General features: G+C 66.4%; 11 protein-coding genes. 9 read left to right on the forward strand and 2 right to left on the reverse strand.

Features of this window, described 5'->3' with window-relative positions:
- The first annotated feature begins 1 nt into the window (after position 1).
- The 8 genes from tsaE to hslV all read left to right on the forward strand — a co-directional run bounded on the left by tsaE (position 2) and on the right by hslV (position 10,678).
- Positions 2 to 478 (forward strand): tRNA (adenosine(37)-N6)-threonylcarbamoyltransferase complex ATPase subunit type 1 TsaE, encoded by a 477-nt coding sequence (tsaE, locus tag RID11_RS13480; RefSeq protein ID WP_350140022.1) that lies wholly within the window; start codon positions 2 to 4, stop codon positions 476 to 478.
- A complete protein-coding gene (locus tag RID11_RS13485) occupies positions 471 to 1,481 on the forward strand; it encodes an aminoglycoside phosphotransferase family protein (protein WP_350140024.1) in 1,011 nt (336 codons plus the stop codon). The genes tsaE and RID11_RS13485 overlap by 8 nt, the downstream gene beginning before the upstream one ends.
- A complete protein-coding gene (locus RID11_RS13490) occupies positions 1,478 to 2,161 on the forward strand; it encodes a nucleotidyltransferase family protein (RefSeq protein WP_350140025.1) in 684 nt (227 codons plus the stop codon). Before RID11_RS13485 ends, RID11_RS13490 begins: the two co-directional genes overlap by 4 nt.
- On the forward strand, positions 2,154 to 5,093 hold the full coding sequence (gene addB, locus RID11_RS13495) for a double-strand break repair protein AddB (protein WP_350140027.1): 2,940 nt from the start codon (positions 2,154 to 2,156) through the stop codon (positions 5,091 to 5,093). Before RID11_RS13490 ends, addB begins: the two co-directional genes overlap by 8 nt.
- Positions 5,090 to 8,446 carry a double-strand break repair helicase AddA gene (addA, locus tag RID11_RS13500; protein WP_350140029.1) on the forward strand — a complete coding sequence of 1,119 codons (3,357 nt, stop codon included), beginning with the start codon at positions 5,090 to 5,092 and terminating at the stop codon, positions 8,444 to 8,446. The genes addB and addA overlap by 4 nt, the downstream gene beginning before the upstream one ends.
- A gap of 60 nt (positions 8,447 to 8,506) precedes the next feature.
- Complete coding sequence (gene trxA, locus RID11_RS13505) at positions 8,507 to 8,827, forward strand: thioredoxin (RefSeq protein ID WP_350140031.1); 321 nt, start codon at positions 8,507 to 8,509, stop codon at positions 8,825 to 8,827.
- A gap of 81 nt (positions 8,828 to 8,908) precedes the next feature.
- The gene (locus RID11_RS13510; RefSeq protein ID WP_350140033.1) at positions 8,909 to 10,057 is read left to right on the forward strand and encodes an amidohydrolase; all 1,149 of its coding nucleotides are present in this window, start codon (positions 8,909 to 8,911) and stop codon (positions 10,055 to 10,057) included.
- A 63-nt stretch (positions 10,058 to 10,120) separates the two neighbouring features.
- Positions 10,121 to 10,678: an ATP-dependent protease subunit HslV gene (gene hslV, locus RID11_RS13515; protein WP_350140035.1), complete on the forward strand. Its 558-nt coding sequence runs from the start codon at positions 10,121 to 10,123 to the stop codon at positions 10,676 to 10,678.
- Here hslV and RID11_RS13520 read toward each other — a convergent pair.
- Entirely contained in the window at positions 10,675 to 10,911 is a 237-nt protein-coding gene (locus RID11_RS13520) for a BrnA antitoxin family protein (RefSeq protein WP_350140037.1), read from the reverse strand. The genes hslV and RID11_RS13520 overlap by 4 nt on opposite strands.
- The gene (locus RID11_RS13525) at positions 10,895 to 11,203 is read right to left on the reverse strand and encodes a BrnT family toxin (protein WP_350140039.1); all 309 of its coding nucleotides are present in this window, start codon (positions 11,201 to 11,203) and stop codon (positions 10,895 to 10,897) included. The genes RID11_RS13520 and RID11_RS13525 overlap by 17 nt, the downstream gene beginning before the upstream one ends.
- Before the next feature lie 182 nt (positions 11,204 to 11,385).
- Between RID11_RS13525 and hslU the strand changes: the two genes are divergently transcribed.
- Entirely contained in the window at positions 11,386 to 12,693 is a 1,308-nt protein-coding gene (gene hslU, locus RID11_RS13530) for an ATP-dependent protease ATPase subunit HslU (protein ID WP_350140041.1), read from the forward strand.
- Positions 12,694 to 12,721: the final 28 nt, after the last annotated feature.

Raw genomic sequence — 12,721 nt, forward strand, 5'->3', positions numbered from 1 at the left:
CATGTCCGGACCCTGCCGCACCCTCACCCTCGCCAGCCCCGATGCGACCTGCGCCTTTGCGCAGGCGCTTGGCTCACGGCTGTCGGCCGGTGACGTCCTGCTCCTCTCCGGCGGGGTCGGCGCAGGCAAGACCCATTTCGCCCGCTGCCTGATCCGCGCGCTCCTGCGCACGCCCGAAGACGTGCCTTCGCCCACCTACACGCTGGTGCAGACCTATCCCGGCACCCCCTGCGAGATCTGGCATGCCGATCTCTACCGCCTCAGTGACCCCACCGAGGTGATCGAACTCGGCCTCACCGAGGCGTTCGAGACCGCCATCGCCCTCGTCGAATGGCCCGACCGCCTCGGCGATCTCGCCCCTCCCGGCGCCCTCACCCTTGATTTCGCGCCCGCTGAGGCCGAGGACACACGCCACCTCACGCTCACATGGTCCGATCCACGCTGGACGGCAAAGCTTAACGGCCTCACCGATGACTGACCGCAGCGCCGCCATGGCCGATTTCCTCGCCGCGACCGACTGGCACACCGCCGAGGCACGCCCGCTCGCCGGTGACGCCTCGAACCGCCGCTACCTGCGCCTGCATCGCCCCGATGGCGCGCGCGCCGTGTTGATGGATGCCCCCCCGGACAAGGGCGAGGATACCCGCCCCTTCACCCGCATCGCCCGCTATCTGACGGGCCTTGGCCTCTCCGCCCCGGCCATTCTCGCCGAAGACGCGACCCGCGGCTTTCTCATCCTCGAGGATCTCGGCGACGCGCTCTTTGCCCGCGTTCTGGAACGCACGCCAGACGATGAAATGAGGCTCTATACCGCCGCAACTGACGTCCTCGTCGCGCTGCACCACCACGCCCCACCGGCCGATCTGCCCCCCTACTCCCCGCAACTCATGGCCGACATGGCCGCGCTCAGCTTCGACTGGTATCTCAAGGGTGCCACCGGCGAGGACAGCCCCAGGCGCGCCGCGTTCCACACCACGATGCACGACCTGCTTCAGCTCCACGCTCCGGAACAGGACGTGCTCATCCAACGCGACTATCACGCCGAAAACCTGCTCTGGCTGCCCGAGCGGTCGGGTGTGGCCCGCGTCGGCCTGCTCGATTTTCAGGACGCGATGCGCGGCCACCGGGCCTATGATCTGGTCTCGGTCCTGCAAGACGCCCGCCGCGATGTCGCCCCCGCCACCGAATCCGCGATGATCGCCCATTACATCGCCGCCGCCGATGTCGATCCCGACAGGTTCGCCGCCGCCTATTCCGCCTTGGGCGCACAGCGAAACCTTCGCATCCTCGGGGTCTTCGCCCGGCTCTGCCTGCGCGATGGCAAGGCCCAATACATCGACCTCATCCCCCGCGTCTGGCACCTCCTGCAACGCGACGTCGCACATCCGGCACTCGCCCCCCTCGCCTCCCTCGTGCACAGCACATTCCCCACCCCGACCCCCGCAATCCTGACCCGCCTCAAGGAGCAGCGCGCGACATGACACTGCCGGTCATGCTCTTTGCCGCCGGGTTCGGCACACGGATGGGCGCGCTCACGAAAACGCGCCCCAAACCGCTGATCGAGGTTGCGGGCAGGCCGCTCATCGACCACGCGCTCGATCTCGTCACCGCCTACGGCCCGCCCCGCACGGTGGTCAACCTGCACTACCTGCCCGACCAGATCACCGCGCATCTGGCGGGGCGCGACATTCTCTTTTCCCACGAGACGCCCGACATCCTCGAAACCGGCGGCGGCTTGCGCGCCGCCCTGCCGCTCCTCGGCCCCGGACCGGTCTTTACCATGAATACCGATGCGGTCTGGCACGGCCCCAACCCGCTTTCGCTGCTCGCCGACGCGTGGCACCCTGAGCAGATGGACGCACTGCTGCTCTGCATCCCCAGGGCTCAGGCCATCGGCCATTCCGGCACCGGCGATTTCCTGATCGCCGAGGACGGGCGCGCCACACGCGGCCCCGGCCTGATCTATTCCGGCCTGCAAATCATCAAACCCGACCTGCTGCACGAGATCGACGACCCCGCCTTTTCGCTCAACCTCCTCTGGGATCGCATGCTGGCCAAGACCCGCCTCAGCGCCCTGCCCTATCCCGGCCAATGGTGCGACGTCGGCCACCCCGACGGTATCCCACAGGCCGAGGCGATGCTGGGACACGGCGATGTTTGACCCCACCGACACCCCCCGCGTCTTCGGCCTCGCCCCCGGCGTCGATTTCCCGCGCGCGCTGGTCGAAGGCCTACGCGCCCGCCATGCCGGTCAACCGCCCGAGACGCTCGCCCGCGTCACCCTCATCGTCAACACCCGCCGCATGGCCCGTCGCATCCGCGACCTCTTCGATCAGGGCCCGCCCTGCCTGCTGCCCCGCATCAGCCTCGTCACCGATCTGGGCGAGATGTGGGATCTCGCGCATATCCCCGACCCGGTGCCGCGCCTGCGCCGGCGGCTGGAACTGGTGCAGCTGATCTCGACCCTGCTCGACACTCAGCCCGATCTCGCCCCGCGCAGCGCGATCTTTGATCTCTCCGACAGCCTCGCCGGTCTGATGGACGAAATGCACGGCGAAGGCGTGCCGCCACAGGTGATCGAGGATCTCGACGTCACCGATCAATCCGGCCACTGGGCGCGGATAAAATCGTTCCTGGGCATAGTTCGTCACTATTTCGAGGCCGATCCCGAAAACCCAGACGTCGAAACCCGGCAGCGCCTCGTGATCGAACGGCTGGCCGACCTCTGGGCCGAGACCCCGCCGCAATCGCCGATCATCGTCGCGGGATCCACCGGCTCGCGCGGGGCCACGCAACTCCTGATGCAGGCGGTGGCACGCCTGCCGCAAGGCGCGGTAGTGCTGCCCGGCTTCGATTTCGACGCGCCCGCCCATGTCTGGGACGCGCTCGCCGATCCGATGACCTCCGAGGACCACCCGCAATACCGCTTCGTACGGTTCGCCCAAGGCGCGGGCATCGCCCCGCAGGACATACGCCCATGGTCCGACGACACCCCCCCGCACCCCGCGCGCAACGCGCTCGTCTCGCTCGCCCTGCGCCCCGCGCCGGTCACCGATCAATGGCTGCGCGACGGGCCAAACCTGTGCGATATCGGTCCCGCCATGGCCGATGTCACGCTGATCGAGGCGCAATCGACCCGCACCGAGGCGCTCGCCATCGCGATGCGCCTGCGGCAGGCCGCCGAGGACGGCCAGACCGCCGCCCTCATCACGCCCGACCGCACACTCACCCGTCAGGTCACCGCCGCGCTCGACCGCTGGCACATCCTGCCCGACGACAGCGCCGGTCAGCCACTGCACCTGTCGCCGCCGGGGCGGCTCCTGCGGCACGTGGCCGATCTCTTTCGCCACCCGCTCAGCGCCGACGCGCTGCTGACCTTGCTCAAGCACCCGCTCACCCATCGCGGCACCGCGCGCAACGATCACCTGCGCCTGACCCGCGATCTGGAACTGCACCTGCGCCGCAACGGGCCGCCCTACCCGACCCGCAATAGCATGATGGAATGGATCAAGGACGACGCCGACCCGTTCCTTGTCGATTGGGTCGACTGGCTCTGCGATTGCTTCACCGACCGCGCGCAACCCGACGATGCCCCGCTCGACACCCGCGTCGAGGCGCATGTCATGCTCGCCGAACGCATCGCGCAGGGCTGTCACGAGGACGGATCCGGCACGCTCTGGCAAAAGGAGGCGGGGCAACAGGCCCACAAACTCATCACCTCCCTGCGCGACGAGGCAGGCGCGGCAGGCGCGCTAAACGCCACGGATTACGCCAGCCTCTTTCACAGCATCCTCTCCGGCGAAGAGGTCCGCGACCCGGCCGAACCGCACCCCCTTATCCTGATCTGGGGCACGCTCGAGGCGCGGGTGCAGGGCGCCGATCTGCTGATCCTCGCCGGTCTCAACGAAGGCAGTTGGCCCGAGGCCCCCAAGCCCGACCCGTGGCTCAACCGCGCGCTGCGCCATCAGGCCGGGCTCTTGCTGCCCGAGCGCCGCATCGGCCTCTCGGCGCATGATTTCCAGCAGGCGGTCGCCGCGAAAGAGGTCTGGCTCACCCGCTCGGTGCGCTCCGACGATGCCGAAACCGTGGTGTCGCGCTGGCTCAACCGGGTGCAAAACCTGCTCTCGGGCCTGCCCGGTCGGGGCGGCCCCGAGGCGCTCACAGCCATGCGCGCCCGCGGGCAGGCCTGGCTCGATCAGGTCGCAGCACTGGAATCCCCCGGCGAGGTGCCCCGCGCCCCGCGCCCGGCCCCCGCACCCCCCGCCACCGCGCGGCCCGATCACCTCAGCGTCACGGAAATCAAGCGCCTGATCCGCGACCCTTACGCGATCTACGCGCGCCACGTGCTGCGCCTGCGCCCGCTTGATCCGCTGATGAAACTGCCTGACGCGCTCCTGCGCGGCACCGTGTTGCACGAGATACTGGAGCTCTTCGTCAAGCACGCGCTCGATCACCCCGAACAGGGCACGCGCGAGGCTTTGCTCGCCATTGCAGACGCTGTTCTGGCCCAAAAGGTACCCTGGGGCGAGGCGCGCGCGCTCTGGCTCGCACGACTGGAACGGGTCGCGGACTGGTTCATAGAAACCGAGGCCAAGCGCCGCGCACAGGCCACGCCCGCGCGGTTCGAGGAAAAGGGCCGCGCCGAGATCCCGGAACTCGGGTTCACCCTCTCGGCCAAGGCCGACCGGCTCGATCTCGACGCGCATGGCCGGATGTATATCTACGACTACAAGACCGGCACGCCCCCCACGGCCAAGGAACAAAAGAATTTCGACAAGCAATTGCTGCTCGAGGCCGCGATGGCAGAACGCGGCGGCTTTGGCGATATTGGCCCGGTCCCGGTGATGCGCGCCGCCTTCATCGGGTTGGGCAGCACCCCCAAGGAGGTCGCGGCCCCGCTGGATGAGGAGCCCCCCGATCAGGTCTGGTCAGAGTTCAAGGAGCTGATTTCGGCCTATTCAGTGCCGCATAAGGGCTATGTCGCCCGCCGCGCCATGCACAGCTCCGAGGATCGCGGCGATTACGATCAACTCGCCCGCTTCGGCGAATGGGACGTGACCGATCCCCCGGATGAAAGCGGGGTGGGCCAATGACCGCGCGCGACGCCGCCACGCAGGCGCAGGTCGATGCCGCCCGGCCTGACCTCTCCACATGGCTCTCGGCCAATGCCGGATCGGGCAAGACCCGCGTGCTCACCGACCGCGTCGCGCGCCTCCTGCTCGACGGGGTCAATCCGCAGCATATCCTCTGCCTCACCTATACCAAGGCCGCCGCGAGCGAGATGCAGAACCGCCTGTTCCAGCGGCTTGGCGCTTGGGCGATGCTGGGCAATCGCGATCTGTCGGACGCGCTGCGCGAGTTGGGCCACGAGGCCGTGATCGACGATGACACCCTGCGCCGCGCCCGCCGCCTTTTTGCTCAGGCGATCGAGACCCCCGGCGGCCTGCGCATCCAGACCATCCACTCCTTTTGCGCCGCCCTCCTGCGCCGCTTCCCGCTTGAGGCGGGCGTCTCGCCGCAGTTCACCGAGATGGAAGACCGCACCGCCCGCCTCTTGCGCACCGAAATCGTCGAGGATCTGGCCGCCGGCCCGCAGGCCGACACGCTTTATGCCATTGCCCGGCACTATTCCGGCGAAACTCTCGATGATCTGACCGCAGAGATCACCCGCCACCGCAGCGGTTTCGCCCGCCCGGTCAGCGCGGCCGATCTTGCCGACGCCTTCGACCTGCCCGAGGGACTGAGCATGGCCGAGATCGAGGCGCGCGTGTACCTCGGCAATGAATCCAGCCTGCTCGATCACCTCATCCCGGCACTTCAGGCGGGATCGTCCAACGACACCAAGGCCGCAGCCAAGCTCTCGCGGATCACCGCGCTCGATCACCGCGCCCTGCCGATCTTCGAGGATGCCTTCCTCACCGGGCCCGGCGCGAAATCGCCGTTTTCCGCCAAGATAGGCACGTTCCCGACCAAGGCCACACGCGAAGCCCTAAGCCCCGTGATCGACCAGATCGAACACTGGATGCTGCGCGTCGAGGACACCCGCCAGACCCGCCTCGCCGTCCTCGCGCTCCAGAAAACACGCGCGCTGCATGACTTCGCCCACGCTTTCCTGCCTGCCTATGAGCACGCCAAGCAACTGCGCGGCTGGCTCGATTTCGACGACCTGATCCTGCGCGCCCGCGATCTGCTCACCGATCCCGCCGTCGCCGCCTGGGTGCTCTACCGGCTCGATGGCGGCATCGACCATATTCTTGTCGATGAGGCGCAGGATACCAGCCCGGTGCAATGGCAGGTCATCGAACGGCTGGCGCAGGAATTCACCAGCGGACAGGGCGCACGCCCCGACACCCGCCGCACGATCTTCGTCGTCGGCGACAAGAAACAGTCGATCTATTCCTTCCAGGGGGCCGACCCCCGCGAATTCGACCGTATGCAGCGCGACTTCGGCGCGCGGCTGGAAAACACCGGCACACCGCTGCAATCGCGGGTGCTGGCCTATTCCTTCCGCTCGTCCCGCGCCATCCTGACCACCGTCGATTGCTGCTTTGATCAAAGCGAGGATAGCGGTTTTACGCCGGAAGAGGGTCACAAAGCGTTTTTTGAGGCCCTCCCCGGCCGCGTCGATCTCTGGCCCCTAATCGAGAAGCCCGAGAGTGAAGAGCCCCCCGCCTGGCACATGCCGGTCGACGTGCAGGCCACCAATCACCCCGCGATCATCCTCGCCCGGCAGGTCGCGGCGGAAATGCGCGCCATGCTCGACCGGGGCGAGACGATCCCCGACCGCGACGGCTTTCGCCGCATCCGCCCCGGCGATTTCCTGATCCTCGTGCGCCGCCGCTCGACGCTCTTCCACGAGATCATCCGCGAATGCAAGGCGCAGGGCCTGCCCATCGCCGGGGCCGACCGGCTAAAGGTCGGCGCGGAACTCGCGGTGCGCGATCTGGCCGCGCTGCTCTCCTTCCTCTCGACGCCCGAGGATGATCTCTCGCTCGCCACCGCGCTGAAATCGCCGCTTTTCGGCTGGTCCGAGACCCAGCTTTACGACCTCGCCCACCACCGCAGCCAGCGCTACCTCTGGCAGGCCCTGCGCGACCGCCGCGCGGAATTTCCCGCCGTGCTGGAGATCATCGACGACCTGCTCGATCACGTCGATTACCTGCGCCCCTATGAGCTGATCGAGCGCATCCTCACCCGCCATGACGGGCGGCGCAAACTGCTCGCCCGCCTCGGGGCCGAGGCCGAAGACGGCATCGACGCGCTCCTCTCGCAGGCCATGGCCTATGAACAGCGCGCCGTCGACAGCCTCACCGGCTTTCTCGTCTGGATGGAAACCGACGATCTCGAGATCAAGCGCCAGATGGACAGCGCCAGCGACCGGATTCGCGTGATGACCGTGCACGGCGCCAAGGGGCTGGAGGCGCCGGTGGTGATCCTGCCCGAAACCGGCGCCTGGCGCGCCTCGCCCACGCCGCAGATCGTCGCACCATATGACGTGCCGCTCTGGACCGGGCTCGCCCCCGAAATGCCTGCCGTGATCCGCGACGCCGTCGATCAGCGCCGCGCCGCGCAAGAGGCCGAGCGCGACCGCCTGCTCTATGTCGCGATGACCCGGGCCGAGAAATGGCTGATCGTCGCGGCGCATGGTGATCTCGGATCAAGCGGCAACACCTGGTATGAAAAGGTCGCACGCGGGATGGAGGCGGCAGGGGCCACTACCCATAGCTTTGCCCAAGGGCCGGGCTTGCGCCTGCAACACGGGCTTTGGGCCGAAACAGAGACACAAATAGGCGACGAGCAATCGCGCAACATCCCACCTCTTGCACCTGTTTTCGAACACCCCGCGCCCCCAGCGCCCGAACGGATCAAGACGCTCAGCCCTTCCGATCTCGGCGGCGACAAGGCCCTGCCGGGCGAGGATGGGCTTGATGAAGAGGCCGCTTTCCGTCGCGGCCGTCAGGTGCACCGCCTGCTCGAATTCCTGCCGCAGGTGCCCGCCCCCGACTGGCCCGCCACAGCGGCCCGCCTGCTCTCCAACGGCCCGGATGCTGCGCAGGGCGAGGAACTGGCCCTCCTGCTGGCCGAGGCCGAAAAGGTCCTGACCCGGCCCAGCCTTGCCCCGCTTTTCGCCGGTGATGCCCTAACCGAGGTGGCGATCACCGCCGATCTTGGCCCCGCCCGCCTGCATGGCGTCATCGACCGGCTGATCCTCGCCCCCGATCATGTCCTGGCGGTGGATTTCAAGACCAACGCGATGGTCCCCGACACCGTCGCCGACTGTCCCGACGGCCTCTTGCGGCAGATGGGCGCCTATGCCCACGCCCTCGGCCAACTCTACCCCGACCGGCGCATCGAGACGGCGATCCTCTGGACCCGCACCGCCACCCTCATGCGCCTGCCGCACGAGAGCGTGAGCGCGGCCCTCGATTCCGCCGGGATCGCTTGACGCGACCCGTCCGGCTCCATAGGTTCAGCGTCGAAACCCTGACCGCTAGGAGACATGCACATGGCCACCGTTGCCGTAACCGACGACACCTTCGATGCCGAGGTGAAGAATTCCGATATCCCCGTCGTGGTGGATTTCTGGGCCGAATGGTGCGGCCCCTGCAAACAGATCGGCCCGGCCCTCGAAGAGCTGGCGACCGAGATGGAAGGCAAGATCAAGGTCGCCAAGGTCGATGTCGACAGCAACCCGAATTCCGCCGTCGCCATGGGCGTGCGCGGCATTCCGGCGCTGTTCATCTTCAAGAACGGCGAAGTGATCTCGAACCGCGCCGGCGCCGCCCCCAAGGCCGCGCTGCAAAGCTGGATCGAAGACAGCATCTGACGCCGTCAGGCTACCTCTTGGATTGGGGTCGCGCAGCGCGCGGCCCCTTTTATTTGCCCGCAAAACACGCATGATCGCCGCATGACCCTGACCAATTCCGATATCGCCGAGCTGATCACGCTGCGGCATGATCTGCACCGCCACCCCGAGATTTCGGGCGAGGAGGGTGAGACCGCACGCCGCATCACCACGGCGCTTGAGGCCTCGCCGCCCGATACCTTGCTGACCGGTCTCGGCGGTCACGGTGTGGCGGCTGTCTATGCCGGGGCCGAGAGCGGCCCGACGGTGCTATTCCGCTGCGAACTCGACGCGCTGCCCATCGAAGAGCTGGGCGATCTGCCACACTGCTCGACCCGTCCCGGCAAGGGCCATCTTTGCGGCCATGACGGGCATATGACCGTGCTGATGGGGCTCGCGCGGCTCCTGTCGCGCCACCGCCCCGCACGCGGCCGCGCCGTGCTGCTCTTTCAACCGGCCGAGGAAACCGGGGCAGGGGCCGCCGCCGTGCTGGCCGATCCGAAATTCGAGACTATTTCACCCGATTACGCCTTTTCGCTGCACAACATGCCGGGCTTGCCTCTGGGGCATATCGGCCTCATCCCCGGCCCGGTCAACTGCGCCTCGCGCGGGATGGCGGTCTTCCTCACCGGCAAATCCGCCCACGCATCAGAGCCCGAAAACGGCACCTCGCCGATGGCGGCCCTCAGCAGCCTCATGCCGCGCCTCACCGCGCTCAGCCATGGCACGCCGCAGGACACGCATTTCACCCTCGCCACGGTGACTCACGCCCAAATGGGCGCGCCCGCCTTCGGCATCGCCCCGGGCGAGGCCACACTCTACGTCACGCTGCGCACGCTGACCGATGATCGCATGGCCGCGCTGTGCGAGGCCGCCGAAATGCTGGTGCAGGAGGCGGCCAACGCTCATGGCCTGACATTCGCCCTCACCTATCACGACATCTTCGCCCATTGCGAAAACCACCCGGATGCGACCCAAATCCTGCGCAACGCGCTCGACACGCTCACCATCACCCATGACGACAGCGGCCTGCCGATGCGCGCCTCCGAGGATTTCGGCCGCTTCGGCCACAGCGCAAAATCCGCCATGCTGTTCCTCGGCGCAGGCACCGATCACGCAGCACTCCACAATCCCGATTACGACTTTCCCGACGATCTGATCCCCATAGGCGCGCAGATCTTTCACCGGGTGGCGCGCGACCTGCTCGGGTGACGTCACCCTTGCACCCATCTCCCACCCCTTCCATATAGGGCGGACCAGAACGGAGGCCCTGACATGAGCGATTTTCCCGGTTGGCACGGCACCACCATCATCGGTGTGCGCAGGGGCGGCGAGGTCGTCGTCGCGGGCGACGGGCAGGTCAGCCTCGGCCAGACCGTGATCAAGGGCAGCGCCCGCAAGGTGCGCAGGCTCAGCCCCGGAGGCTATGACGTGGTGGCGGGCTTCGCCGGCTCCACGGCGGATGCCTTCACCCTTCTGGAACGGCTCGAAAGCAAGCTCGAGGCCACCCCCGGCCAGTTGCAGCGTGCCTGCGTCGATCTCGCCAAGGAGTGGCGCACCGACAAATACCTACAAAAGCTCGAGGCGATGCTGATCGTCACCGATGGCGATCAGCTTTACGTCATCACCGGCGCGGGCGACGTGCTCGAGCCCGAGCATGATATCGCCGCCATCGGCTCCGGTGGCAATTTCGCCCTCGCAGCCGCCCGCGGCCTCGCGGAGAAAACCGACCTCTCCGCCGAAGACATCGCCCGCAAGGCCATGTCCATCGCCGCCGATATCTGCGTCTACACCAATGGCAACCTGACGGTGGAGAAGATCGCGAAATCCTAACCGGATTTGTCGACCGCCTCCATATAGGCCCGCAACACGGCGTTCATGCGGGTCTGATAGCCCTTGCCCTGGCTGCGGAAAAACTCGACGATGTCCGCGTCGATCCGCAGCGAAATCAGCTTCTTCGGTTCGGGCTCCACAAGCCGCGCCTTGGACCAGTCAACGTCGATTTCCTGGTCGCCTTCATGATCCGGAGCCGCCTTGACGCGCTCCCAATCAGTTTGGCTCTTCATCCTGCGTATCTCGTCGAGCGACATACGCGTCATATGCTTCTCGCTCATCGCGTCTTGCCTTTCGAACTGTGATGATCCGAATTGTCTCGCCGCGCATCGTGAACACTGCCGCGAGATAGGTCTCGTTTACGTAGCCAATCGCAATCTCGCGTGTCTCGATGTCACTGCGTCCTGAGAGTAGGAGGTAGTTCGTTTCAAAAACTTCCACCGCATCCAGAAAGTCTAGGCCGTGTTTTTGCAGAGCAGCTCGCCGTTTGTTTTCATCCCACTGGTAGTTTCCATCATTATTCATTTCAATTAACCCAATTCAGATTCGAGGTTTCGAAGTTTGGGTCGTCTGTCCCTGCCCGCTTTCATCGTTATGCTCGATGCTCCGCGCAAGATTATAAATACACTTTGTAGCTACAAATATCAACCCCTTCAAATCCCCGCCCACACTGCGTATCTCTGCACAAACCGGTAAAGGAATGCTGAATGACCGACCTGACCCCGCGCGAGATCGTCTCGGAACTCGACCGTTTCATCATCGGACAGAAGGACGCCAAGCGCGCCACCGCCGTCGCCCTGCGCAACCGCTGGCGCCGCAAGCAGCTCTCGGATGACCTGCGCGACGAGGTTTACCCCAAGAACATCCTGATGATCGGCCCCACCGGCGTCGGCAAGACCGAGATCTCCCGCCGCCTCGCCAAACTCGCCCGCGCCCCCTTCATCAAGGTCGAGGCCACCAAGTTCACCGAGGTCGGCTATGTCGGCCGCGACGTCGAACAGATCATCCGCGATCTCGTCGACAGCGCCATCGTGCAGACCCGCGACTACATGCGCGAAGACGTCAAGACCCGCGCCCAACAGGCCGCCGAGGAACGCGTCATCACCGCCATCGCAGGCGAAGACGCCCGCGAGGGCACCCGCGAGATGTTCCGCAAGAAACTCCGCGATGGCCTGCTGGACGACACCGAGATCGAGATCGAAATCTCCGACAGTTCCAACCCCTTGGGCATGATGGACATTCCCGGCCAGCCCGGCGGCCAGATGGGGATGATGAACCTCGGCGATATCTTCGGCAAGGCGTTCGGCAACCGCACCACCACCAAGCGCATCACCGTCGCCGACAGCCACGATCTCCTGGTCAGCGAGGAGGCCGACAAGCTCTTGGATGATGAGGCCGTGACCCGCACCGCACTCGAATCCGTCGAGCAGAACGGTATCGTCTTTCTCGACGAGATCGACAAGGTCTGCGCCAAATCCGACGCGCGCGGCGGCGATGTCTCCCGCGAGGGGGTGCAGCGCGACCTGCTGCCGCTCATCGAGGGCACCACCGTCTCGACCAAGCACGGCGCGGTCAAGACCGACCATATCCTCTTCATCGCCTCCGGCGCCTTCCACATCGCCAAACCGTCAGATCTGCTGCCCGAACTGCAAGGCCGCCTGCCCATCCGGGTCGAGCTGCGCGCCCTGACCGAGGCCGATTTCGTCCGCATCCTGACCGAGACCGACAACGCCCTCACCCGCCAATACACCGCCCTCATGGGCACCGAGGAGGTGACGGTCGACTTCACCGAAGACGGCATCGCCGCGCTCGCCCGCATCGCCGCCGAGGTCAACCAGTCGGTCGAGAACATCGGCGCGCGGCGGCTCTACACGGTGATGGAACGGGTGTTCGAGGAGCTGTCCTTCACCGCCCCCGACCGCGCGGGCGAGTCCGTGACGGTGGATGCGGCCTTTGTCGAGGAGAACCTCGGCGAGCTGATGCGCTCGGCGGATTTGTCGAGGTATGTTTTGTGAGGGATGAGTTTCGCTTATGAAATAGTAG

This window comes from Roseovarius sp. (assembly GCF_040219995.1).
Lineage (GTDB): Bacteria > Pseudomonadota > Alphaproteobacteria > Rhodobacterales > Rhodobacteraceae > Roseovarius.